This is a genomic window from Pseudomonas sp. GL-B-26, assembly GCF_019947405.1.
Taxonomy (GTDB): Bacteria; Pseudomonadota; Gammaproteobacteria; order Pseudomonadales; family Pseudomonadaceae; genus Aquipseudomonas.
The window spans coordinates 1-23,909 of record NZ_JAGYGJ010000005.1; the positions used below are offsets into that span (position 1 = coordinate 1).

Here is a 23,909-nt window from a genome sequence, read left to right on the forward strand (position 1 = left end):
TCTGCCCCGTCGGAAGGCCGAGCGCAGGTTCTGCGCAGTGGGCACCGCGGCAAGGATGCCGCGGTAGCCGCCCCCGGCCATGGATGGCCGATGGCGGCGGGCCCACGGAGCAGGACCGGAGCGAGGGTATGCCGAGCCTAGGCGAGGCACCGTACGTCAGGGGCAAGAGCGTTTGGTTACTTGGCGCTTTTCCAAGTGACTCGCTGTAAAAGCGAAACCAATAGAAGCCGTCACCGCAGAAATGGATATGTACTCCAACCAAAAAAACAGCTCGGCTAACCGGCCGCCAACCCCTTCCCCGCCCGCTCCAAATTGCGCCACAACCAAACAGGCAACACATCAGGATCAAGACTGTCGATCAGGTTCTTCAACGCCAACCCCAACTCCGTATCACCCTCAATCACCAAACGCCGGCGAAAGAACAACGTATCCGGATCCTCCTGACGACTCGCCAGCAATAAAAACTCGCGCCAGTTGCCACTGATAGTCACGTGCGCGTTGGCGCGTTCAGCAATTCGCAACCCTTGACGGGTCAGCGTCAAATACCAGGACAACCCCAAATCCGGAATCCGCAAACACAACCAACGCCCGCGCAGCACTTCAAATTCACCATCGCGCAACGGCTCGGCAAGGCAACGATTCAGCGCCTGCTGCAACGCCAGACGCTGCACCGCAAAAGGCACCCGGCGCACCAACGGCAACAACCGGTCAGCACCTTTCAACAACCACTTTTTACGATTCAACACAGTCCAACCTCCTCGACGCGCAACATCCCGGCCTGGCCATGCCAGTAACCGTTGCAACCGTCGACGAACAACGGCGGTGTCTCGCCCAGACGAACCCGTTGATAGGCAGCAATGACCTCGGCCATGCCCTGAGCGCGAGGGCTCAGACGCAACAGGTCGGCGCCACAGGCCACCAACCCGGTGTAATCCGCCAGCAGATTGGTCACCTCCGCCGACATCGTTTGAATGCCGTTAATGGTGAACAGCGCCTGCCCTTCCTGACTGGTCAGTGGCAGGCCGTCGGGGTAGTTGAGGCAGCAAAACCGGCAGTCATCCTTGGGCAAGTTTTCCGCCCGAGCGGTGAAGCAGCGTGCGGAATAGGCCAACGGCAAATGCCCATAAGCAAAGATCTCGACTTCCGGCACCTCACGGCCCAGTTCGCGCACCTGATCGAGCACATCGCCAATCAGCGCCGCCGAGCATTCCACCGGCGGCACCCAACGGGTCATCCCGCAGTCCAGCAGTTGCGCCAGCGTATGACCGTTGTACAAATTCAGCGCCGGGCCGCCCACGAACGGCAACTTGCGCTCGGCCAGAAACTGCACCGCGCCCATGTCGTTGGCCTCAACCAGCAATTGGCCGTTGTCGCAGAGCCGGCGCAGGCTGGACAGTTCGGAGGCCGCTTCGATCAGCGTCAGGCTGGAGATCACCAACTGTGCCGGGCTGCATTCCTGCAACTCGCGCCCCAGACCCAGCCATTGATCCAGTGAAAAGGCCCGGCGTTTCGAACACACGGTTTCCCCCAGATAAATCACATCCAGGGGCAAGGCCGACATCTCGGCGTAAAAGTTGCTGAGTTGCTCTTTGTCCCAATAAAACAGGACCGGTCCAAGGCTGAGCTTCATGTCGCCTCCCTCATTGCCATGATCGATGGTAAGCACCCAGGGTGGTCTGGCTGCCTTCGGACAAACCGGCCAGCACCCGACGCCATTCTTCCTTGACCCGAAAACTGCCCGGCGAGCCACGATGGGCATCCAGTGCCGCGCGCCAGACTCGGGTGACTTGTTCGACATAGGCCGGGCTGCGTTGCCGGCCTTCGATTTTTACTGCTTCAACGCCGATGGCCGTCAATTCCGGTAGCAAATCCAGGGTGTCGAGGCTGGTGGGTTCCTCCAGCGCATGGAAGCGTTTACCGCCGACCAGGAAACGGCCCTTGCACAGGGTCGGATAACCGGCGGGTTCGTCTGGGGTGTAACGGTCGATCAGCACTTCACTGAGCCGTGCGCTCAAGCCTTCGGCGTCTTCGCTCCAGCGCACCGCTTTGGCCGGCGAACAGACGCCACAGAGGTTCGGCGACTCGCCGGTGATGTAGGAAGACAGATGGCAACGCCCTTCGGCCATGATGCACAAGCTGCCGAAGCCAAACACTTCGATGGGCACCGGACTGCTCGCGGCGACCTGGCGCACTTGCGCCAACGACAACACCCGTGGCAGCACCGCGCGACGAATCCCGTAGCGTTGCGCATAAAACTCCAGCGCCGCGGCATGGGTTGCCGAGCCTTGGACCGACAGGTGCAACGCCAGCTGTGGATGCCGCTGGCTGGCGTAGTTGAGTACGCCGGGATCGGCGGCGATCAGCGCATCCACGCCGAAATCGGCGGCGCGATCGACCGCCCGCTGCCAACGTTCCCAGCCCTTGGGTTGCGGGTAGGTGTTGACCGCGACGTAGAGTTTGCGTTGATGCTGACGGATGTGAGCGACCGCCGCGTCGAACTGTTTGTCGTCCATGTTCAGCCCCGCGAAATGCCGGGCATTGGTGTCATCGCGAAAACCGACATAAACGGCATCGGCGCCTTGGCGCACCGCCGCTTTTAGCGCAGGCAGGTTCCCTGCCGGGCAGACCAGTTGCATGGGTAATCCTCATGGAAAAACGCGTCTCGACCCTCAATCGATGCCTGTGGCGCAGCGATCGAAAAAGGCGCTGCCAGTCTAGCGAGACCGGCAGCCAGAGCCTTGACGGCAATCAATTGCCATCAATGCATCAGGTCGGCGAAGGACAGGAACATCACGTTGTCGTGCTTGAGTACTTGCTGCTCGCACTCGATCACCGCCAGCCCGTCGGCCCAACACGCGGCGGTCAACATCGCCGAGCTTTGCTGAGGGTGCAGCTCCACGCTCAACTGGCCGTCAGCACCCGGCGTCAACCGTGCCCGCAGGTACTGCCGACGCTTGTTGCGCTGCAACCAGTCGAATCCGGCGGGCACGGCCATTGGCACCGGCAACACGTCTTTCACGCCTTGGGCCCTGAGCAGGAACGGACGCACCACCACCAACGCGGTAATCAGCGCCGCCGAAGGATTGCCCGGCATGCCGATCCACGGTTTGCCGGCCACTTCGCCGAAGGCCAGCGGTTTACCCGGCTGAATGGCCAGCCGCCAGAAATCCAGGCTGCCGAGTTCCTCGATGGCCTGTTTGAGGTGATCTTCCTCGCCGACCGAGACGCCACCGGAACTCAACAGCAGGTCGCACTCCGAAGACGCCAGGCTCAAGGCATGCCGGCTGGCGGCCAACTCATCGGCCATGACGCCATAGTCGTGCACCTCGACGCCCCAACCGCTCAACAACGCCGCGAGGCAGTAACGATTGCTGTTGTAAATCTGCCCGGGCGCCAATGGATCGCCCGGCTCACGCAGTTCATTGCCGCTGCTGAGCAAACACACCTGCAACGGGCGGTAGACCTCGACCCGCGCAATGCCAGCGCCGGCCAGCAAACCCACTTCTTGCGCACGCAGGCGTTTACCGGCCTGGAGCAAAAGATCTCCCCGGCGAACCTCCTCACCTTCCTTGCGCACGTGATCACCGGCGTTTACGGGCGGAAACCAGACGCGTTCGCCATCGATCCGACAGCGCTCCTGCGGCACCACCGTGTCGGCACCCGGCGGTAATGGCGCACCGGTAAAGATCTGCACCGTTTGCTGCGCGAGCAACGGCGAGCACGCCTGATCCCCCGCCGCAATTCGCCCGCCAATCAACAAACAGCCACCGTCCGGTGGCAGGTCAGCGACCCTGAGGGCGTAACCGTCCATGGCACTGTTGTCCCAGGCCGGCAGGTTGACAGGGGAATGAATGTCCGCCGCCAGCACCCGCCCCAAGGCTTGATCCAGTCCGATCTTTTGCGCCAGGGGCGGCGGCGGTGCCTGGTCCAGCAGACGACTGATGGCCTCGTCCACCGGCATCAGATTGCCGAGGTCGCACACCCGGCCGGTCATGAGCGTGTCTCGCAGGCGTCGATGACCCGCTGTGCTTGCGGTTTCAAATGCGGGGCGAAATTGCACGGGCCGGTGCGGCTGTCCAATTGTTCGAGCAGGATCTGGTTCCAGGCGGTTCGACACGCGCCCGGCGAACCCGGAACGCAGCACACCAGCACGCCGTTGCTCATGCCGGCCAATGCCCGTGACTGCAGACTGGACATGCCGATTTCCGCCAGGGACACCTGACGGAACAATTCACCGAAGCCTTCCACGTGTTTGTCCAGCAATGGCAAAACCGCTTGCGGAGTGTTGTCGCGCGCGGTGAAGCCGGTGCCGCCGGTCATCAGTATCACTTGAACCTGAGGGTCGGCGATCCAGTGGGAGACCTTGGCGCGGATCTGATAGATGTCGTCCTTGACCAGATCACGATCGATCAATACATGCCCGGCCGTTTGCAGCAAATCCGTCAGGGTCTGCCCCGAGGTGTCGGTGTCGAAGGTGCGCGTATCGCTGATGGTCAGCACGGCAATGTTCAAGGGTTCAAACGTGCGTTGCGCCAGATGGGCCATATCCAAGCCTTCCCGTGTATGAGGGTATGGGACAAAGCCTGAACCGGAATTCGCAGTGAGCCTATTCCTCCAAGGAGGTACCTCCACGGGGACATAAGCAGAATGTACAGGCCACACAAAACCTGTGGGAGCGGGCTTGCTCGCGAATGCGGTGTGTCAGGCAATATCAATGGTGACTGACACACCGCATTCGCGAGCAAGCCCGCTCCCACACTGTCCCCGATCGGTCTCAAGGCGCCAGTCGATTTCGCTGCCACACGCCATCGCGCAAACGGTAATCAAGACGATCATGCAAGCGGTCGGCACGCCCCTGCCAGAACTCCAGACGCTCAGGGTGCAGGCAGTAGCCGCCCCAATGCTCGGGCCGCGGCACGGTCTTGCCGGCAAAACGTTGGGTGGTTTGTAGCAACAGCGACTCAAGCTCGGCCCGATTGGCCAGCGGCCGGCTTTGCGGTGAAGCCCAGGCGCCCAGGCGACTGTCTTGTGAGCGGGAATCGAAGTATGCATCCGACAGCGTCGGGTCGAGCCTGGAGACCTGGCCTTCGATACGCACCTGACGCTCCAGCCCCGGCCAGAAAAAGGTCATGGCGGCATGCGGGTTAGCAGCCAGTTGCTGGCCTTTGTCGCTCTGGTAATTGCCGAAAAAGGTGAAGCCTTCATCGCTCAAGCCCTTGAGCAGCAGGACCCGGCAGTGCGGGCGCCCTTCACTGTCGACCGTCGCCAACATCATGCTGTTGGCTTCGACAGGCGCGCGTTCGGTGTCGCGGGCCAGCTGCATCCATTGCCGGAACATCGCCATCGGGTCGTCCAGTGCCGACTCGTCTTGCAGGCCAAACAGGGTGTAGTTGCGGCGCATCTGTGCCAGGGAAAGGGGCATGACGGTGATCTCCAAAAAGGTTCTGCCCAGTGTGCTATGCACTGCGTAAGACCACCTTGATCACCATCAACACTGAGCACACCCAGCCTTATTTGAGGCGCAGACGCCGAGCCAGTTTGTGCAGGTTGCTGGGATCGACTTCCAGAATCCGCGCGGCGCTGGCCCAGTTCTCCCCGGACAGGCTCAAGGCCTGGAGAATTTTCTTGCGCTGGTAATCGTCGACCGCTTCACCCAAGGGCTGGAACGGCTCATCAGCCATCACGTCCAGGGGACTTTCGACGACCGCGCCCTGCCCGCCCATGGCACTGTCGAGGTCCAGAATCTCGGGTTCCAGCGTCATGATCAGGGTGCGACTCGTGCCGCGACTGAGCTGCTTCAACGCGGCTCGGCTGATCACATGCTCCAGCTCGCGCACGTTGCCCGGCCAGCTGTAAGTCAGCAGCGCTCGCTCCGCCGCCGGCGACAGACGCAAGCCACGCAGGCCGAGCCGTGCCCGATTGAGTTCAAGGAAATGCCCGGCCAGCATCAATACATCATTACCCCGCTCGCGCAGCGGCGGGATCGGCACCGGGTACACCGAGAGCCGGTGATACAGATCGGCCCGAAACAGGCCGTCGCGGATGCTGTCCGGCAGGTGCCGGTTGGTCGCGGCGATGATTCGCACATCGACATGCAACGGCTTGTCGGCGCCGAGGCGCTGGATCTCGCCGTTCTGCAGGGTGCGCAGCAACTTCGCTTGCACGGCCAATGGCAATTCACCGACTTCATCGAGAAACAGCGTGCCACCGTTGGCGGCATCGAAACGTCCGGCACGGTCACTGGTGGCGCCGGAAAACGCGCCTTTGACATGGCCGAACAATTCACTCTCTGCCAGAGACTCCGGCAAGGCGGCACAGTTAACGTGTATCAGCGGCTTGTGGTGGCGCCTTGAAAGACGATGCAAGCGCCGGGCGAACAACTCTTTGCCGACGCCAGTCTCGCCCAACAGCAATACCGGCAGATCGGAGTCGGCCAGTACGTCCAGTTCATTGAGCAACTGATGCAGCACCTCGCTCTGCCCGAGGATCTCGCCCTCCTCGACGGGCATTCGCAAATCCTGGGGATCGCTGCGGGACAGACGCAAGCTGCGGTTTTCCTGCTCAAGCCGGGTGACTCGCACGGCGGCTTCGATCTGCAAGGTGCAGCGCTTGAGTTCTTCCCGCGCACGGCTGTCGAAGGTTCCGGCGTGCAGCGCATCGAGGGTGATCGCGCCCCAGATCCGCCCCTCCACATACAGGCTCACGCCCATGCAGTCATGCACCGGCAGCGGTTCGCCGACGTGATTGTCGAGCAAGCCGTCATAAGGATCCGGCAGGCGACTGTCGGGCTCGAACCAGGTGGGTTCGCGCGACGCCATGATCGCCGCCAGCCGCGGATGCTGGGCGATGACGAAGCGACGGCCCAACGCTTCATGCACCAGCCCCACCGTCGCAACCGGCCTCAGACTGTCGTCATCCAGACGCAGCAATCCCACGGCGCCACTGTTGAAGTACTCACGCAGGGTCTGGACCAATCGTTGCAACCGCACAGCATTGGGCAACTCGACAATCAGGTCGGCCGCCAGGCTTTCACGCAGCATGGTAGTTATTACCCTCTATGGTTGGATTCACCCTAAAGCGTCCGGGTGCCTATCACCACAACTAAAAAATAAGTCATATCTTTCAATACGTTAAATATGGCATGCCGGATGCAATGAGCCTGGGGAACCGTTGAAATCCAAACAAGGAACCCCCTGATGAGCCTGACCCTACTGGAACAAAGCCTCGGCCAACTGGCTTGCGACATTCCCGGCGCCACGCGGATTTTTCACACCTTCAAACTGGACTTCTGTTGTGGCGGGCATAAAAGCCTGCGTGAAGCGGCCGCTGGCAAAGACCTCGATCCGGTCCTGATCGCCGATGCACTGCACCAGCTGCAAGACACCGGCGAAACCCAACACGACTGGCGCAACGAACCGTCGGAGCTGTTGATCGCCCATCTTCTGGCGCGCTACCACGCCCGCCATCGCGAGCAACTGCCGGAACTGATCCGCCTGGCCCGTCGCGTCGAGCAGGTCCATGGTGCGCGCAGCAGCTGCCCCAACGGCCTGGCCGATCTGCTGACCGACATGCAACAAGAACTCGAAGGCCACATGCTCAAGGAAGAACAAGTGCTCTTCCCGATGCTGCAACAGGGCATCGGCCCTCAGGCCGCGCCGCCGATCCAGGTGCTGCGCTTTGAACATGATCAACATGGCGAAGCATTGGAGAGGCTGCTCGCGCTGACCAACAACATCACCCCGCCGGCCGATGCCTGTAACACCTGGCGTGCCCTGTATCGTGGGCTGCTGGAGTTTCGTGATGACCTGATGCAACACATCCATCTGGAAAACAACGTGTTGTTTGTTAATGCCTTGAACCGTCGTCATTGATTGATTGCCGCTCACACCCGACCCGCGCCAGCCCACCGGTTGACGCGGGTTTTGTCTGTCAGGGACGGCGGGCGATCAACCGTGCCAATAGAACATCGCCTTGGCCAGGATCACGATCAACACCATGTGCCCGAGGATGCTGCGGCGAATCCAGCTGGCGCGGGTCGTGGTCAGTCGTGCGCTTTTCAGCCAGTACGCCAGCAGGAAGTAATGGCCGATGATGCTCAGCGCCAGGACGATCTTCAGGCTCAGCAACGTGCCAAAACTGCTGGCCAGCGGCTGACTCAATACGCCCCGGTGCTGCCACGCCAGGCTGATGCCGGCGCCATACAACAGCAACACCACGCCATGCAGCACCTTGCGCGAGCGCACTGCAATCGCTTGATCTGCGGTCGTTTGCGCGGTATCCGCCAACTGCTGACGGGCGCGGTGCCAGATCACCACCTCGAAAAACAGCGTGCCGATGAAGGCAATCGCCGCCAGCAAGTGGGTGACCAGTAAAAAGGGATATAACACCGGCAGCCTCCATCAGTTCACGTGGTTAGCCCGGATGACCGTCCACCCGGGCCCGCAGCAGCATCGGCCCATAGCGCCAGGCGTACAGCGCAAACGCCAGCGCCCAACACAGGCCGGCCAGCCACAATGCAGGCAGGGGAAAGAACAGGATCAACACGACCCGGCTCAGACAGGCCAGGTTGAGCAGAATGAACGCCAGGGTCATGCCCGACGGCGGCTCCAGCGCGCGGCCGGTATGACCCAGGCTGACCCGTGCGATCATCGCCAACACCAGGCCACCCATGGCGCCGATCGTCAGGCAATGCACCGCCAGACTCGGGTTGATCGACACACCGAAATGCCACAGTGCCATTGCGAGACAGGCCACCGCCAACCAGGCATACGCCAGGTACAACGACCACAGCAACGGCACGTGCCAGAGGGCGCGATCATGCCAGCGAACCAGGCGTACCAGATGCCCGGCGGCCAACACGGCGAACAACAGGCCCACCACGAGATTGGGCTCAAGCGCAGGTCCGGCGGCATACAACAACGCCACAAGAGGAGAGCCAATCAGCAGCAGCCAATCCAGCCACGGCCAAGGAGTAACGCCTTCAACCTTGCCGAGGCCACGCTGGATGAAGAACGGAATGACGCGCCCGCCGATCAAGCCCATCATCGCCGCCACCAGCCAGAGGCCGGTCAGCACGCCTTGACGCTGCCAGCCTTCATGACTTTCGACCAGGCCGTACAGGGACAACCCGTCGGCCGCCGCTAACAACAGCAACACCACCGCAATCGGGTAGTTACGTTTCTGCCGCACCTTCCACAAGGTGAAACCCATGAGCGCGGCCACCGCCAGCGGGAACGCCAATTCCAGCACCGCAAGCACCGGCAACGGTGCATTGACCAGCCAGGCCACGCGCGCCAATAACCACAGCAACGCCAGCGCTGCCAGGGGTCGCCCGCTGAGGCCGGGGCGTCCGGTCCAGGTCTGCACCGCCGTCAACAGAAAACCCGCGATGATCGCCAAGCCGAATCCGAACAACAATTCGTGTCGATGCCAGCCCAGCCAGCCACCCGCCGGCTGCCAGCCGGAAAGCGCACCACTGAAGGCGGCCAGCCAAACTGGAATGGCCAGCACTGCCAGAAGGCAGCCGGCGAGGAAAAATGGCCGAAAGGCCAAACGTAACAGCGGCGCGATGGCCATCGCTTTACGGCGGTCGAGCACTTGCATAAAGCCACTCCTTTACCTTGCTGCTGACCTGACGCAAACCCGCACGCGTCGAAGTAAGTCCGGGGGCAATGATCGGGTATTGGCGATCAATTGCCTTTGTCGCAGATCAAGTGTGCAAGGGGCGTGCCCTTGCTCATTCGAACCCTGTGGTGAGGGGACTTGCCCCACAGGGGTGTCTGGATCAGGGTACAAATGACCATTTAATGGTTATTTAAACCCTAAACCTTGTGGTCGTTTTTACCCTCCTATCTGACAACCCCAATAAACAAAGGCCTCCAGGCATGGCCCGCGTCTTGCTCAAGCTTTCAGCATCAAAGAAACCTTGATCCTTCTCGATCCCCAGGAGTCGTCATGAAAAAAGTCATCCAGCCACTGGCCTGGTTTGTGGTGTTGACCTCGGTTCTGGCGTTGGCCAGCGGCGTCTCGCTGGGCCTCGTTTGACTTGATCGCCACCCCCTCCTCAATCCTCAGGATGAATTCTTATGGTGCTTCATCGCGTCCATCACCAGATTCTGCGCAGTCATCACTTGTTCGAGCCGTTGAACGAAGAACAGCTGGATGAATTGATGAGTACCAGCCACTTGCTGAGCATCGACAAGGGCGAACCGTTATTCCGCCAGGGCGAGCCGGCAGACTCGTTCTATTTCGTGATTGCCGGGGCGGTGAAAATCTACCGACTGACACCGGATGGGCAGGAGAAAGTGTTTGAGGTGATCGGCGACCGGCAAACCTTCGCCGAGGCGATGATGCTGATGGACACGCCGAACTATGTGGCCTCGGCCGAAGCGATCTGCCCGACTCAGCTCTATCGGTTATCCAACAACACCTACATGCGCCTGCTGCAGAGCAATAGCCGACTGACCTTTGCGCTGCTCGGCAAACTCTGCGTTCGCCTGCACCAACGGGTCAACGAAATCGAAACCCTGTCCCTGAAAAACGCCACCCACCGGGTCGTGCGTTATCTGCTGACGCAGCTGGTGCGCCAGCAAACCGTTGACAGCCAATTCGAACTGCCGATGGCCAAACAACTGATTGCCGGGCATCTGTCGATCCAGCCGGAAACCTTTTCGCGGATCATCCGTCGCCTGATCGATGAAAAAATCATCACCCAGGACGGCCGCCAGATCGCCATTCTCGATCGTCTGCGCCTGGAACAGTTCGAGTGAGTGCCATGCCCGTCTGTTTGTATTGCCAGCACGTAAACCCCGCAGAAGAAACCGAGTGCCGCCAATGCGGCATGCCCCTGCCGGCATTCGCCGCACAGGCGGGGGAACGCCGGCTGCGCCGATTCATGTGGTTCTGCATCGGCCTGACGATCTTCTGCGTGACGATGTTTTTCTGGTTGCCACGCAGCGTCTGATCCCCACACATACCCCCTGTAGCAGCTGCCGAGCCTGCGAGGCTGCGTTCGGCTGCGAAGCAGTCGTAAAACCATTCACCGCGGTGTATCAGTTAAACCGCGGGTTCAGGGTTTACGACTGCTGCGCAGCCGAACGCAGCCTCGCAGGCTCGGCAGCTGCTACAGACCGTGTTCATCACGGCTGGGTCAACTGGCGATACAACTGCGGCAAGCGCAGGGGTAATTGCTCGGGCTGGCGGATCAAGGTGTAGCCGTTGGCGCCGAACATGTAAGGCAGGTAATCCCCGGCCTCGCGATCAATCGTGATACAGAACGGCGTCAACCCCTGGCGCCGCGCCTCCAGCACCGCTTCGCGGGTGTCTTCAACACCGTAGCGCCCCTCATACAGATCCAGATCATTCGGTTTGCCATCCGTCAGCAGCAGCAACAGTTTGCTGCGGCGTTTGCTCTTGCCCAGTAATTGGGTGGCCTGGCGAATTGCGGCACCCATGCGCGTGTAATAACCCGGCTTGAGCCCTTGAATGCGACCGCGGGTGTTGTCGTCATAACGCTGGGTGAAGGACTTGAGTTCCTGCATGCGCACTTGATGACGACGCAGCGAGGAAAATCCATACAGGGCGAAATCATCACCGAGCACCGACAGGGTTTCGCCGAACAGCAACAGGCTGTCGCGGATCACATCAATCACCCGATGCTCATCGTTCAAGTGCGCGTCAGTGGACATCGACACATCGGCCAGCAACAGGCACGCCAGGTCGCGGCGCGTCTGCCGTTGTTCCATGAACAGACCGCGCTCCGCACACTGGCCATGCTCGCGTTCTACGTGAAAATCCAGCCAGGCCTGCATGTCCAGTTCAGACCCTTGGGGTTGCTGGCGCAGCCATTGACGGTCATTGCGCAGGTGCTCGAACTGGCGGCGCAGACGGTGCGCCGAGGCCTTCAGCCGTGGTGGCAGTGGCTGCGCCTCACAGTCGCGGGGCACCATCATTTGCAGATTGACGAAGCTGTCCTGCATCTGCTGTTTGCGGTAATCCCACTCCGGCAACTTGATGCCTTCGCCCAGGGGAATATCGTCGACATCGGCGGGCGGCAAATCCAGGTGCAGCTTGAGGCCGCCACCCTTGCGCAGACGGGTGCGCGACAGGCTCAACTCGTCCAGGTCCTCGGCGACTCTGGCGGCGTCCGGGTCTTCGCTGTCGTCTGACCAGCGATCGAGGTCGACGTGTTCGGTCCAGCTGAACAGGTTCTCCAGGCGCACGATTAACAACCCGCCGTCGCGGCTGCCTTCATCGATCCGCTTGGCACGTTTGCTCCCGCCTTTCTGCTCACCGGGCGGAGTCGTCAGCGACTCTTCCGACTCGTCACCGAGGTCGGCCGCCTGCGGGCTGGCGAGGTTTTGCGGCGGGTACAACCACAGCGGCAGCGGCCACGCCGCGCGTTCGCTGCGAGGGAAATGTTCGACACTGCCCGGCTCGCGTAGCGCCTGGCATAACGCTCGTTCCAAGGCCGCTTCACCGGGATTCAATGTTGCCGGATCCGGGCGTAGTTGCAGATGGGCATCGACCAAACGTTTGTACCGGGCACGCAACGCGGGATAGCGCCGCAACAGCTGTTGCGTCCAGCGTTGATTGTCCCGCCCCCAATGACGCATCTGCCCGGCCTGGGCCGCCAACAACGCGAGCCAACGATAGAGTTCCTCGTTCAGCGCGACTTCAGGAAACACCGCGAGGCTCGACGGTAGACGAAGGTTGGTCTCGTCGCACCACGCCAAGGGCACTTGCTTGCAGGTGCCGGCGATCTGCTGCAGCACGTTGCGCCGCAACAACAGATCGCGGTCGCTGGCGGCTTCCACGCCGACGCCATTGGCGCCACCCATGGCGCGAAACAACAACGCCAGCGGTCGCTGCTGGTGGATCAGTTCGACCCGGGCCTCGGGAAAGTCCGGGCTGGCGCGCCGGGTGATAAAGCGATGCCAGACGCTGCCGACCCACTCTTCCAGTTCGACGGTAAAGGCCATGGTTTTTTTCCTCTGAAAACCAATGTGAAACGGCCCGCTGTACCAGCCGGGCCGTCTTCCTTCAGGTTGTTATTGACTCACGAACGAACAGCGGAGGCGGCAGTCGCAGTGATCCCCACTGGCACCCGCCGCTTGAAGCTGGACAGGTAGCAGAGCAGCCCTGCGAAGAAACCGAGACCGGCGCCCAGACGAGCCCAGAACAGCACTTGCAGATGATCGACAGTGGCCATGAACGGTAACGCGACGCCATCCACTGGCCAGCGTTGCAGGTAGATCTGCACGACACCGGCAGCGGTGAGCAGCAGCGTGATCATTACCATCGACAGGGTCATCAACCAGAAACCCCAGATCTCGAGTTGCTGCGAACGCTCGTCCGCTGCTTCGCCGAGCCCGCGCAGTTTCGGCATGGCGTAGCTGATCAAGGTCATCACGATCATTGCGTAAGCACCGTAGAAGGCCAGGTGACCGTGAGCCGCCGTTAACTGCGAACCATGGGTGTAGTAGTTGACCGGTGCCAGGGTATGCAGGAAACCCCAGACGCCAGCGCCGAAGAAGGCGGTGACCGTGGTGCCCTTGGCCCACAGCGTGGCCGCGCGGTTCGGGTGGTCCCGCCGACGGTTCTTGACCATGCTGAAGGCGAATATCACCATCGCCAGGAAGGGTAGCGGCTCGAGTGCCGAGAAGATTGAACCGACCCACAACCAGACCTCAGGTGCACCGATCCAGAAGAAGTGGTGACCGGTACCGATGATCCCCGTTATCAGCGCCATGGCGATGATCACGTAAAGCCATTTCTCCACGACCTCCCGGTCCACACCGGTGATCTTGATCAGGACGAAGGCCAGCATCGAACCCATGATCAGTTCCCACACGCCTTCTACCCAAAGATGCACCACCCACCACCAGTAGAACTTGTCGCGGGCCAGGTTGCCGGGGTTATAGAAGGAGAACAGGAAGAACACCGCGAGCCCGATCAGCCCGGTCATCATGACCATGCTGACGGTGGTCTTGCGCCCTTTGAGCAAGGTCATGCCGATGTTGTAGAGAAAGCCCAGGCAGACCACCACAATGCCCATCTTGGAGATGGTCGGCTGCTCCAGGAACTCCCGACCCATGGTCGGCAACAGCTCGTTGTGGGTCAGCTTGGCCAGGCCGGCATAAGGCACCAGCAGGTAACCGAGGATCGTCAGCACGCCAGCGGCGGCGAATACCCAGAACAGGATGATCGCCAACTTCGGACTGTGCAGTTCGCGGTCAGCCTCTTCCGGAATCAGGTAGTAGGCAGCCCCCATGAAGCCGAACAATATCCAGACGATCAGCAGGTTGGTGTGCACCATCCGCGCCACGTTGAAGGGGATGATCGGGAACAGAAAGTCTCCGATCACGTATTGCAGGCCCATGATCAAACCGAACAGTATCTGACCGAGAAACAGGATCAGTGCAAACACGAAGTACGGTTTGGCCACGGCTTGCGAGGCGAATTTCAGATGCGGATTAGCAATGCTCATCGCTTAGCCCTCCTTGTTTGGCGGCCAGCCATTGGTGTTGATTTTCGAGCTCCATTTGAGGAACTCGGCGATGTCATCCACCTCCTGGTCACTCAACTTGAACTGAGGCATCGCGCGACGGCCCGGTACGCCCAGTGGCTGCATCTTCATCCAGGCGTGCAGGAAGGGTTTGAAACCCGCCTCTCCGCCGCGACGCTGGAACACGTTGCCCAGTTCAGGCGCGAAGTAGGCGCCCTCGCCCAGCAGCGTGTGGCAGCCGATGCAGTTGTTTTGCTCCCAGACCAACTTGCCGCGCTCGACTGATTCGGTTAACAGCGCTTCATTGCTGCGCTCTGGAAAGGTCTGTTCCGTGTGATAGGTCAAAGCCAGGAATATCAGGAAGAAGAAGATGCTTCCCCCGAAGTAAATATTCCTGGCCATGCCTTTGGTGAAGGTGTCTGACATGATCGCTTCCTCTTTGCTAGGCCCGTCCATCATAGGAAGCGAAGGGTTGAAACCTGCTTGATGGCGATCAAGAAAGTCAGATGGTTATGGTCGGGTATAGATCGTATGGCTGACGGAGATCCAATGTGGGAGCGGGCTTGCTCGCGAAGGCGGAGCGTCAGTCAACAGGGATGTTGAATGTGACGGCCCCTTCGCGAGCAAGCCCGCTCCCACATTGGAATCGCGGTGTTTTACGGGCTGTATTCCTTCAGCGGAATAACACCAATGTCAGGCCTACCACCGCCGCCAACACCAGCGCCCAGCTCAACATCAATCGCCGCCACAGTCTCGGCGCGTGGCGCATCTCCATGAAGCCATCGGTGATCAGCCACGCCTTGCCGACCGCCACCATCAAGATGGCAATCGACAGCAACCACGTCGCACCGGCCTGGGCCAGCACCACGGTGCAGACGCTTAACGTCGCGAGCGCGGCCCAACAGACGAGCAAAACCCTGGAAACAGTCATGAGAACCTCGTCAACTCAGCACATAGACCAGCGGAAACAGCATGACCCAGATCAGATCGACCATGTGCCAATACAACACGCCGGATTCAAACCCGCTGCGCGTGTTGGCGTCGTACAGGCCACGGCGACAGCGCTCGGCCAGCCATCCGAGAATGACCATGCCGAGCACTACGTGGAGAAAATGAAAACCGGTAAGGATCCAGTACAACGTGAAAAACGTGTTGTGCTCCATGCCCAGCCCCGAGGCCAGCAAGTGCCGGTATTCCGTGAGTTTCAGCACCACGTAGACACTGGCGGCGAGCAATGCCATCAGCAGGAAGACCGCGCCGTGGCGGGATCGTGAGCGCCTGACCTGCTCCTGCGCCAGCGCGGCGAACAGGCCCGCGGTGAGCAGGCTCAGGGTCATCGCCAAGCCGGTTGAGGTGTTCAGCAACAGACGGCTTTCACTGAACATCTGCGGCTTGAGCGCCTGGGTCACCGCGAACGCCAGGATCAGGATGGCGAACACCGACAACTCGGCGAGAATGAAAAACCACATCGCCAGATCGCCCGGCAAGTGACGGCGCGAGAAGCCCGTGGACTCAGCCGAAGTGGACATCAACCACGTCCATCAGCGCAGCAACGGTCAGCGGATCATCGCTCAGCGGCTCGGCCAGGCAGGCCATGCAGGCCTCACGCGGGGTCATGCCGGAGCGGATCATCCGCGCCGTGAAAATCAGCAGTCGCGTTGAGGCGACCTCCTCCAGATCATGTTGATCGAGCCGGCGCAGCGCCTGGCCCAGCCGCACCACTTGCGCCGCCAGCGCGTTGTCCACCTGAGCCTCCCGGGCAACGATGCGTTCCTCATCGGCCACCGGCGGATAGCCGAAGCGCATCGCGACGAAGCGTTGGCGGGTGCTGGGTTTCATGCCTTTAAGCAGGTTCTGGTAGCCGGGGTTGTAAGACACCACGAGCATGAATGACGGCGGCGCCTTCAGCACTTCGCCGGTGCGTTCCAGGAATAACTCCCGACGATCATCGGCCAGCGGATGCAGTACGACCACGGTGTCCTGGCGCGCCTCGACCACTTCGTCGAGGTAACAGATGCCGCCTTCACGCACCGCGCGAGTCAGCGGTCCGTCCTGCCACCAGGTGCCCTGGGCACCGATCAGGTGACGGCCGATCAGGTCGGCTGCGCTCAGATCGTCATGGCAAGCCACGGTGTACAGCGGCAGTTTCAGCCGATGGGCCATGTGCTGGACGAAACGGGTCTTGCCGCACCCTGTCGGGCCTTTGATCAGCACCGGCATGCCGTGTCGCCAGGCTTGTTCGAACAGCGCCTCCTCATTATTCAGCGGTTGGTAGAAGGGTTCGATCGGGTGTTCGCAAGACTGGATACGGTCCATGGGCTGCCTGTTCCAAAAGCGGATTCAAGGAACACGCTACGGGCCCCTGCGACAACCTGGCAAGTGAGATGGCCGGCAAACTTGATCGTCGTCAAGCGAACATTGGCCTGCTCGGGCATAGCCTTGCACGGCACTAAGAACCTGCGTTCTGCGCTGCCGTTTCAGCACATCGCAAAGGTCTTGCCTGAGGAGAAATGGAATGCTGATCAGCAATAGAAAAACGTTTGCCCTGACCCTGACCACGCTGTGTTCGGCACTGGCCCTGGCGGTGAGTCATGCCGCCAGCGCTGAAGAGCCCGCCGCCGCTGCGGCCAATCCGCCCATGGTCAAAACCGCCGGCGCTCCCGACATGAGCCAGGCCGAGTTCGACTCATCCAAGGAAATCTACTTCCAGCGCTGCGCCGGCTGCCACGGTGTTTTGCGCAAAGGGGCCACGGGCAAACCGCTGACACCGGACATTACCCAGAGCCGCGGGCAACCGTATCTGGAGGCCTTGATTACCTACGGCTCACCGGCGGGCATGCCGAACTGGGGGACGTCCAATGCGCTGACCAAGGATCAGATCACGGTCATGGCCAAGTTCATCCAGCACACGCCGCCGACGCCACCGGAATGGGGCATGGCCGAGACGCTGAAAACCTGGAAAGTGCTGGTCAAACCCGAGGATCGTCCGAAGAAGCAGCTGAGCAAACTCAACCTGCCGAACCTGTTTTCGGTGACGTTACGCGATGACGGCAAGATCGCCCTGATCGACGGTGACAGCAAGAAAATCGTCAAACTCATCGAGACCGGTTATGCCGTGCACATCTCGCGGATCTCTGCCTCAGGTCGCTACCTGCTGGTGATTGGTCGAGACGCGCGGATCGACATGATCGACCTGTGGCCGGTCGAGCCGACCAAGGTCGCCGAAGTCAAAGTGGGCATCGAGGCGCGCTCGGTCGAGACCTCCAAGTTCAAGGGCTACGAAGACAAATACACCATCGCCGGTTCTTACTGGCCGCCGCAATTCACCATCATGGATGGCGAAACCCTGGAACCGAAACAGATTGTTTCGACCCGCGGCATGACCGTCGACAAGCAGGAATATCACCCGGAACCCCGGGTCGCGGCGATCATCGCCTCCCACGAATGGCCGGAGTTCATCGTCAACGTCAAGGAAACCGGCAAGGTCATGCTGGTCAATTACCAGGACATCAAAAACCTCACCGTCACCTACATCGACGCAGCACCCTTCCTGCATGACGGCGGTTGGGACAGCACGCACCGCTACTTCATGACCGCCGCCAACAACTCCAACAAGGTTGCCGTGATCGACTCCAAGGAGCGCAAGTTGACCGCGCTGGTGGACGTCGGCAAAACCCCTCACCCGGGTCGCGGCGCCAACTTCAATCACCCGACCTACGGCCCGGTCTGGGCCACCAGTCATCTGGGTGATGACGGCATCTCGCTGATCGGCACCGACCCGACCAAACACCCGCAATACGCCTGGAAGCAGGTCGGCTCACTCAAAGGCCAGGGCGGCGGCTCGCTGTTTATCAAAACCCATCCCAAGTCTCGCCACCTGTACGTCGACACCACCCTCAACCCGGACGCCAAGCTCAGCCAATCGGTGGCGGTGTTCAACCTCGACAAACTCGACGCCGGCTACACCGTGCTGCCCATCGCTGAATACGCCGGCATCAAGCAAGGCGCCATGCGTGTCGTGCAACCGGAATACAACAAGGCTGGCGATGAAGTCTGGTTCTCCGTCTGGAGCGGCCAGGCAGACGAGTCGGCGCTGGTGGTGATCGACGACAAAACACTGAAGCTCAAGTCAGTCATCAAGGACAAACGACTGATCACACCCACCGGGAAGTTCAACGTCTACAACACCCAACACGACATCTATTGAGCTCCATCAATGCAAGGAAACACCATGAAAAATACTCTGTTCTCACTGTTCGCCCTGACCGCTGCGCTGAGTGTGCAGCCGGCCATGGCCCAAGACGCGCTGGAGCTGTTCAAGAGCAAACCCTGCGCAGCCTGCCACTCGATCGACACCAAGATTGTCGGCCCGGCGCTCAAGGATGTGGCGGCCAAGAACGCTGGCGTACCCGGGGCCGTGGACACCCTGGCCGGCCACATCAAGAACGGCACACAAGGCAATTGGGGCCCGATGCCCATGCCGGCCAACCCGGTGACTGAAGAAGAAGCAAAAATTCTCGCGACCTGGGTACTGACACTCAAATAACCGCCTGGAGGGCGCCATGATGGTTTATCGATACGCTGTGATTCTGGCGGCCCTCCTCCTCATTTGCGCAACCGCGGTTGCAGCGCCGGACGCCCAGCGTCAGGCGCAACTCGAACACCTGCTGACCCAGGACTGCGGCGCCTGCCATGGGCTGCACCTGACTGGCGGGCTGGGCCCGGAACTGACGCGCGCAGCGCTGGCCAGCAAATCACGGGACAGCCTGATTGCCACCGTCACCCAAGGCCGGCCTGGCACCGCGATGCCCGGTTGGGCCCCGTTGCTCAGCCCCGACGACATCCGTTGGCTGGTCGATCTTCTTCTCCAGGGATATCCCGCACCATGATCCGTTCAATCCTGCTGTCAGCGGCGACCGGGCTGTTGTTGTCCGCTTGCGTTCAGCCACCGTTGCGTGGCACCGGCGACTTGGGCGTGGTCGTGGAGCGCGCCACCGGTAGCGTGCAAATCATTGAAAGCGACACCCACACCGCGCTGGCCCGACTCGAGGGTTTCGGCGACCTTTCCCATGCCTCGGTGGTGTTCTCCCGTGACCAGCGCTACGCCTATGTATTCGGCCGCGACGGCGGGTTGAGCAAAATCGATTTGCTGACCCGGCGTATCGATCATCGCGTCATCCAGGGCGGCAACAGCATTGGCGGCGCCATCAGTCAGGACGGCAAGTTGATCGCGGTGTCCAACTACGTGCCCGGTGGGGTCAAGGTGTTCGATGCCGACACCCTGCAACTGGTGGCCGATATTCCGGCGACGCCCCTGGCCGATGGCAGCAAGCGCTCCCGTGTAGTCGGCCTGGTCGACGCGCCGGGGCAACGTTTCGTGTTCAGCCTGTTCGATACCGGCGAGATCTGGACCGCCGATTTCAGTCAGGGCAGCACACCGCAGATCAGCCGTTTCACCGGCATCGGCCAGCAACCCTACGACGCCCTGATTACTCCCGATGGGCGCTATTACATGGCCGGCCTGTTCGGCGAAGACGGCATGGCCCAACTCGATCTCTGGCATCCGGAGCGCGGGGTGCAACGAGTACTCGGCGACTACGGACGCGGCCAGGCGAAACTCCCGGTCTACAAGATGCCGCACCTGGAGGGCTGGGCCGTCGCCGATAACCAGGCCTTCGTGCCTGCCGTTGGCCGTCATCAGGTGTTGGTGATGGATTCGCGCACCTGGCAGCAGACCGCGGTGATCCCGGTCGCCGGTCAACCGATATTCGTCACCTCGCGCCCGGACGGTCGGCAGCTGTGGGTCAATTTCGCCTACCCGGACAACGATCGGGTTCAGGTCATCGACACCGAAACCCATACCGTGGTCGCGGATCTGAAGCCAGGACCAGCGGTGCTGCACATGGAATTCACCGCACGCGGCGACCAGCTGTGGCTGTCGTTACGCGACGGCAATCAGCTTCAAATCTGGGATCCGTACCGCCTGAAGCTGCTGAGCACCCTGCCCGCCAGTGCGCCGAGCGGCATCTTCTTCAGCAGTCGTGCACAAAAAATGGGGTATTGAAATGGACCTTGAACTGCTCAGTCGCCAACTCATCGACCGCTTCCAGCACGGCATGCCGCTGTGCCCGTCACCGTACAAGGAGATGGCCAGGATTCTCGGTTGCCGCGAATCTCAAGTGATGGCCTGCCTGGAAGAAATGGATCAGGCCGGCACCCTCTCACGCATCGGTCCGGTGTTCGAACACAGCCGCGCCGGGGCCAGCACCCTCGCGGCCCTCGCCGTACCCGCCGAACGCCTGCAACAGGTGGCCGATCGCGTCAGTCAGTACCCGGAGGTCAATCACAACTACGCACGGGAGCATTTCTACAACCTGTGGTTTGTGCTGACCGCCCCTGATCGCCAACACATCGACCGCGTACTCAAAGAACTGGAGAACGACACCGGCCTCATGCCGCTGGACCTGCCGATGTTGACCGCCTACCGCATCGATCTCGGCTTTGCCCTGGGAGAAAAATCATGAAGCCCGGATTGAGCCCCCAACAAGCGCTGGCGCTGCGTCGGCACCTCGAAGGCGGATTGCCGCTGGTAGCACGCCCCTATCAGGAACTCGCCGAACGGATAAACACCGACGAAAACCAGGTGCTCGAGCAAATGCGCCAGTGGAGCGAACAAGGGCTGTTTCGCCGTATCGGCCTGGTGCTGCACCATCGCGCGCTGGGTTTTACCGCCAACGCCATGCTGGTGCTGGATATTCCCGATGCGCTGATCGACGAAGTCGGCCAGCGCCTGGGGCGAGCGCCCGGCATTACCCTCTGCTATCAGCGGCCACGGCGCTTGCCGCAGTGGCGGTACAACCTGTTTTGCATGGTGCACGGGCGTCAACGTGAGCAGGTGGAGGCGCAGATCCAGGCATTGCTGGAAGAGCATCTGCTGAGCGACCTGCCCCATCAATTGCTGTTCAGCACCCAGGTCTTCAAGCAGTGCGGCGGACGCTTTGCGCCCTCGCGCACAGGAGCACCGACCCATGGATGACCTCGACCGTCGCCTGATCAACCGCTTGCAACTGGGCCTGCCGCTGGTGCGCCACCCTTGGCGGGTATTGGCGGCCGAACTGGAGAGCAGCAGCACTGAACTGCTCGATCGACTGCATGCCCTGCTCGATGACGGAATGCTCACCCGCTTCGGCCCAATGTTCGACATCGAACGGCTGGGCGGCGCCTTCACTCTCGCCGCGCTGGCGGTGCCGGAAGAACGTTTTGAAGACGTCGCCGAGCAACTGCAGGGCCTGCCTGAAGTGGCGCACAACTATCGACGCGAGCACGCCTGGAATATGTGGTTCGTGCTCGGCTGCGCGACCGAACAAGGCATCGCCGAGACGCTGCAGCGCATCGAAACCCTGACCGGCCTGCCGCCGCTCAACCTGCCCAAAGAGGAGACCTACCATGTCGGTCTGTATTTCCCGGCCTGAAGACACCCTCGTCCAGCGCCTGATCGTGTTGACCCAGGCCGGTCTGCCGCTGCTGGACGATCCGTGGGCGTGGCTCGCCGAACAGCTGGGGCTGAACATCGAAGCCACCCTGGATCTGCTCAAGCGCTTGCAAGCCGAGGGCGCGATTCGGCGGATTGCCGCCGTGCCCAATCACTACCGACTGGGCTATCGCCACAACGGCATGACGGTCTGGGATGTACGCAACACCGACATGCCGCGCCTCGGCGCGCTGATCGGCGCGCAACCCTTTGTCAGCCACTGCTATCGCCGTCCGCGCCGAACCGACTGGCGTTACAACCTGTTCGCCATGGTTCACGGCCGCAGCAGCGATGAAATCAACAGCTACCGCGAGCACCTGCGCTACTTGCTGGGCGACGCCTGTGCGGCCGACGAGATGCTGGTGAGCAGCCGCATCCTGAAAAAAACCGGCTTGCGTTTAACGCCAGTCAGTTCAACGCAGACCTTGTAGCAGCTGTCGAGCTTGCGAGGCTGCATTCGGCTGCGAAGCAGTCGTAAAACCGGTGTGCGAGGTTTATCTGAAACACCGCACTGCCTGATTTCACGACTGCTGCGCAGCCGAACGCAGCCTCGCAAGCTCGACAGCTGCTACGGGTATCAGGCTTGCGTTTGACTGTTGCTTCACGCTGAACACGTTCCCGACTCAAGGAGAGTTGCATGTTGAGGATCAGCCAATACCTGCGTGCGCTGGCCGGCCAGGCGCCTGCGCCCAGAACCAGTCCACCGGGCAGCATTCGGGCGCCGGTGGTGATCTGGAACCTGCTCAGGCGCTGCAACCTGACTTGCAAACATTGCTACGCCACCTCGGCCGACAGTGTCTTTCGCGACGAACTGGAGACGGCCGCTGCGCTGACCGTGATCGATGACCTGCACGATGCCGGCGTCAAGGTGTTGATTCTTTCCGGTGGCGAACCACTGTTGCGCGAGGATCTGTTTGTGCTCAGTGCCTACGCCCGGACCAAGGGTTTCTTTGTGGCGTTGTCCACCAACGGCACGCTGATCGATGAGCACAACATCGCGCAGATCAGCGCGGCGAATTTCGACTACGTCGGGATCAGCATCGATGGCCTGGAAGCCACCCATGACGCCTTCCGCCAACTCAAGGGCAGCTTTGCACGTTCCATGCAGGCAATCCGGCTCTGTCGCGAACAGGGCATTCGCGTCGGGCTGCGCACCACCCTGACCCAGGAAAACCATCCGCAATTGCCTCAGTTACTGGCGCTGATGCGCGAGTACGACGTGCAGAAGTTTTATCTGTCGCACCTCAACTACAGCGGTCGCGGTAAGCGCAGTCGCAAACTCGACGCGCACCAGCAGATGAGCCGCGAGGCCATGACGCTGATCTTTGAGCGCGCCTGGGAAGACATCCAACAGGGCTGCGACAGCGATTTTGTCAGCGGCAACAACGATGCCGACGCCATTCTGCTGCTGCAATGGGCAGGCCTTCGTCTTCCCGAGCATTACCCACGCCTGGAAAACATGCTCCGCGCCTGGGGTGGCAACGCCTCCGGCAGCGGCATCGCCAACATCGACAACACCGGCGAAGTGCATCCGGACACCTACTGGTGGCAGCACTCGGTGGGCAATGTCCGGCGCACGCCGTTCCGCACGTTGTGGCTGGATCAGCCGGATGCCCTGCTATCGCGCCTGCGTGAGCATCCCCGCGCTGTCGGTGGTCGTTGCGCGCAATGCCGCTGGTTGCCCATCTGCAACGGCAACACCCGAACCCGCGCCTGGGCCGAGGGTGATCTGTGGGGCCAGGACCCCGGTTGCCACCTCAGCGATGACGAAATCGGCATTCCGCCGTCAGTAAACATCCCTTGCATCACCTACTGAATAGCCCGTCCGGCCACCCACCTGACAAAGGCTGGGGCCGGTCAACCTGATGAAGC

At 61.2% G+C, this 23,909-nt stretch carries 27 protein-coding genes; 12 read left to right on the forward strand and 15 right to left on the reverse strand.

Going from position 1 to position 23,909, the window contains the following annotated elements:
* Positions 1 to 275: 275 nt before the first annotated feature.
* The 7 genes from KGB23_RS04680 to norR form a co-directional block, all read right to left on the reverse strand.
* Complete coding sequence (locus tag KGB23_RS04680) at positions 276 to 746, reverse strand: SCP2 domain-containing protein (protein WP_223430094.1); 471 nt, start codon at positions 744 to 746, stop codon at positions 276 to 278.
* Positions 740 to 1,630 (reverse strand): U32 family peptidase, encoded by an 891-nt coding sequence (locus tag KGB23_RS04685; protein ID WP_223430095.1) that lies wholly within the window; start codon positions 1,628 to 1,630, stop codon positions 740 to 742. Before KGB23_RS04685 ends, KGB23_RS04680 begins: the two co-directional genes overlap by 7 nt.
* Positions 1,631 to 1,640: 10 nt before the next feature.
* Positions 1,641 to 2,636 (reverse strand): peptidase U32 family protein, encoded by a 996-nt coding sequence (locus KGB23_RS04690; RefSeq protein WP_150655791.1) that lies wholly within the window; start codon positions 2,634 to 2,636, stop codon positions 1,641 to 1,643.
* A 122-nt stretch (positions 2,637 to 2,758) separates the two neighbouring features.
* Positions 2,759 to 3,994 (reverse strand): gephyrin-like molybdotransferase Glp, encoded by a 1,236-nt coding sequence (glp, locus tag KGB23_RS04695; protein WP_223430096.1) that lies wholly within the window; start codon positions 3,992 to 3,994, stop codon positions 2,759 to 2,761.
* Positions 3,991 to 4,545 carry a molybdenum cofactor biosynthesis protein B gene (gene moaB, locus KGB23_RS04700; protein WP_046052662.1) on the reverse strand — a complete coding sequence of 185 codons (555 nt, stop codon included), beginning with the start codon at positions 4,543 to 4,545 and terminating at the stop codon, positions 3,991 to 3,993. The genes glp and moaB overlap by 4 nt, the downstream gene beginning before the upstream one ends.
* Before the next feature lie 229 nt (positions 4,546 to 4,774).
* Positions 4,775 to 5,422 carry a pyridoxamine 5'-phosphate oxidase gene (gene pdxH, locus KGB23_RS04705; protein ID WP_223430097.1) on the reverse strand — a complete coding sequence of 216 codons (648 nt, stop codon included), beginning with the start codon at positions 5,420 to 5,422 and terminating at the stop codon, positions 4,775 to 4,777.
* Positions 5,423 to 5,510: 88 nt separating this feature from the next.
* Entirely contained in the window at positions 5,511 to 7,040 is a 1,530-nt protein-coding gene (norR, locus tag KGB23_RS04710; protein ID WP_223430098.1) for a nitric oxide reductase transcriptional regulator NorR, read from the reverse strand.
* A 156-nt stretch (positions 7,041 to 7,196) separates the two neighbouring features.
* Here norR and ytfE point away from each other — a divergent pair, with 156 nt between their 5' ends.
* Positions 7,197 to 7,871 carry an iron-sulfur cluster repair protein YtfE gene (gene ytfE / locus KGB23_RS04715; protein ID WP_046046535.1) on the forward strand — a complete coding sequence of 225 codons (675 nt, stop codon included), beginning with the start codon at positions 7,197 to 7,199 and terminating at the stop codon, positions 7,869 to 7,871.
* Between the two features lie 75 nt (positions 7,872 to 7,946).
* Here the strand turns inward: ytfE and KGB23_RS04720 are convergent, their stop codons facing one another.
* Positions 7,947 to 8,387 carry a CopD family copper resistance protein gene (locus KGB23_RS04720; RefSeq protein WP_033059055.1) on the reverse strand — a complete coding sequence of 147 codons (441 nt, stop codon included), beginning with the start codon at positions 8,385 to 8,387 and terminating at the stop codon, positions 7,947 to 7,949.
* Positions 8,388 to 8,412: 25 nt separating this feature from the next.
* Positions 8,413 to 9,603 (reverse strand): NnrS family protein, encoded by a 1,191-nt coding sequence (locus KGB23_RS04725; RefSeq protein ID WP_223430099.1) that lies wholly within the window; start codon positions 9,601 to 9,603, stop codon positions 8,413 to 8,415.
* Between the two features lie 482 nt (positions 9,604 to 10,085).
* On the opposite strand from KGB23_RS04725, the gene KGB23_RS04730 reads away from it, so the two are divergent.
* Positions 10,086 to 10,769 (forward strand): Crp/Fnr family transcriptional regulator, encoded by a 684-nt coding sequence (locus KGB23_RS04730; protein ID WP_046046537.1) that lies wholly within the window; start codon positions 10,086 to 10,088, stop codon positions 10,767 to 10,769.
* A 5-nt stretch (positions 10,770 to 10,774) separates the two neighbouring features.
* Positions 10,775 to 10,963: a protein DnrP gene (locus KGB23_RS04735; RefSeq protein WP_263288539.1), complete on the forward strand. Its 189-nt coding sequence runs from the start codon at positions 10,775 to 10,777 to the stop codon at positions 10,961 to 10,963.
* A gap of 175 nt (positions 10,964 to 11,138) precedes the next feature.
* On the opposite strand, the gene KGB23_RS04740 is transcribed toward KGB23_RS04735, so the two are convergent.
* From KGB23_RS04740 to KGB23_RS04765, 6 genes are all read right to left on the reverse strand, one after another.
* A complete protein-coding gene (locus tag KGB23_RS04740) occupies positions 11,139 to 12,980 on the reverse strand; it encodes a nitric oxide reductase activation protein NorD (RefSeq protein ID WP_223430101.1) in 1,842 nt (613 codons plus the stop codon).
* A gap of 77 nt (positions 12,981 to 13,057) precedes the next feature.
* Positions 13,058 to 14,488, reverse strand: coding sequence for a cbb3-type cytochrome c oxidase subunit I (locus KGB23_RS04745; protein ID WP_223430102.1), 1,431 nt, complete (start codon positions 14,486 to 14,488; stop codon positions 13,058 to 13,060).
* A 3-nt stretch (positions 14,489 to 14,491) separates the two neighbouring features.
* The gene (locus tag KGB23_RS04750; protein ID WP_008156283.1) at positions 14,492 to 14,932 is read right to left on the reverse strand and encodes a c-type cytochrome; all 441 of its coding nucleotides are present in this window, start codon (positions 14,930 to 14,932) and stop codon (positions 14,492 to 14,494) included.
* A gap of 247 nt (positions 14,933 to 15,179) precedes the next feature.
* Positions 15,180 to 15,437: a cytochrome C oxidase subunit IV family protein gene (locus KGB23_RS04755; RefSeq protein ID WP_223430103.1), complete on the reverse strand. Its 258-nt coding sequence runs from the start codon at positions 15,435 to 15,437 to the stop codon at positions 15,180 to 15,182.
* A 10-nt stretch (positions 15,438 to 15,447) separates the two neighbouring features.
* Positions 15,448 to 16,035 carry a cytochrome c oxidase subunit 3 family protein gene (locus KGB23_RS04760; protein WP_056739450.1) on the reverse strand — a complete coding sequence of 196 codons (588 nt, stop codon included), beginning with the start codon at positions 16,033 to 16,035 and terminating at the stop codon, positions 15,448 to 15,450.
* The gene (locus KGB23_RS04765) at positions 16,019 to 16,822 is read right to left on the reverse strand and encodes a CbbQ/NirQ/NorQ/GpvN family protein (protein WP_223430104.1); all 804 of its coding nucleotides are present in this window, start codon (positions 16,820 to 16,822) and stop codon (positions 16,019 to 16,021) included. Before KGB23_RS04765 ends, KGB23_RS04760 begins: the two co-directional genes overlap by 17 nt.
* A gap of 199 nt (positions 16,823 to 17,021) precedes the next feature.
* Between KGB23_RS04765 and KGB23_RS04770 the strand changes: the two genes are divergently transcribed.
* The 9 genes from KGB23_RS04770 (at position 17,022) to nirJ (ending at position 23,853) form a co-directional block, all read left to right on the forward strand.
* Positions 17,022 to 18,713 carry a cytochrome D1 domain-containing protein gene (locus KGB23_RS04770; RefSeq protein ID WP_411741484.1) on the forward strand — a complete coding sequence of 564 codons (1,692 nt, stop codon included), beginning with the start codon at positions 17,022 to 17,024 and terminating at the stop codon, positions 18,711 to 18,713.
* Positions 18,714 to 18,737: 24 nt separating this feature from the next.
* On the forward strand, positions 18,738 to 19,052 hold the full coding sequence (locus tag KGB23_RS04775) for a c-type cytochrome (protein WP_056739447.1): 315 nt from the start codon (positions 18,738 to 18,740) through the stop codon (positions 19,050 to 19,052).
* A gap of 16 nt (positions 19,053 to 19,068) precedes the next feature.
* Positions 19,069 to 19,395 carry a c-type cytochrome gene (locus tag KGB23_RS04780; protein WP_223430105.1) on the forward strand — a complete coding sequence of 109 codons (327 nt, stop codon included), beginning with the start codon at positions 19,069 to 19,071 and terminating at the stop codon, positions 19,393 to 19,395.
* Positions 19,392 to 20,570, forward strand: a complete 1,179-nt coding sequence (locus tag KGB23_RS04785; protein WP_223430106.1) for a cytochrome D1 domain-containing protein — start codon at positions 19,392 to 19,394, stop codon at positions 20,568 to 20,570. Before KGB23_RS04780 ends, KGB23_RS04785 begins: the two co-directional genes overlap by 4 nt.
* A gap of 1 nt (position 20,571) precedes the next feature.
* The gene (locus KGB23_RS04790) at positions 20,572 to 21,030 is read left to right on the forward strand and encodes an Lrp/AsnC family transcriptional regulator (protein WP_223430107.1); all 459 of its coding nucleotides are present in this window, start codon (positions 20,572 to 20,574) and stop codon (positions 21,028 to 21,030) included.
* Entirely contained in the window at positions 21,027 to 21,542 is a 516-nt protein-coding gene (locus KGB23_RS04795) for an Lrp/AsnC family transcriptional regulator (RefSeq protein WP_223430108.1), read from the forward strand. Before KGB23_RS04790 ends, KGB23_RS04795 begins: the two co-directional genes overlap by 4 nt.
* Positions 21,535 to 21,978, forward strand: coding sequence for an Lrp/AsnC family transcriptional regulator (locus KGB23_RS04800; protein ID WP_223430109.1), 444 nt, complete (start codon positions 21,535 to 21,537; stop codon positions 21,976 to 21,978). Before KGB23_RS04795 ends, KGB23_RS04800 begins: the two co-directional genes overlap by 8 nt.
* Positions 21,953 to 22,468: an Lrp/AsnC family transcriptional regulator gene (locus KGB23_RS04805; protein WP_223430110.1), complete on the forward strand. Its 516-nt coding sequence runs from the start codon at positions 21,953 to 21,955 to the stop codon at positions 22,466 to 22,468. The genes KGB23_RS04800 and KGB23_RS04805 overlap by 26 nt, the downstream gene beginning before the upstream one ends.
* 206 nt (positions 22,469 to 22,674) lie before the next feature.
* Positions 22,675 to 23,853, forward strand: a complete 1,179-nt coding sequence (gene nirJ / locus KGB23_RS04810) for a heme d1 biosynthesis radical SAM protein NirJ (protein ID WP_223430111.1) — start codon at positions 22,675 to 22,677, stop codon at positions 23,851 to 23,853.
* Positions 23,854 to 23,909 lie beyond the last annotated feature (56 nt).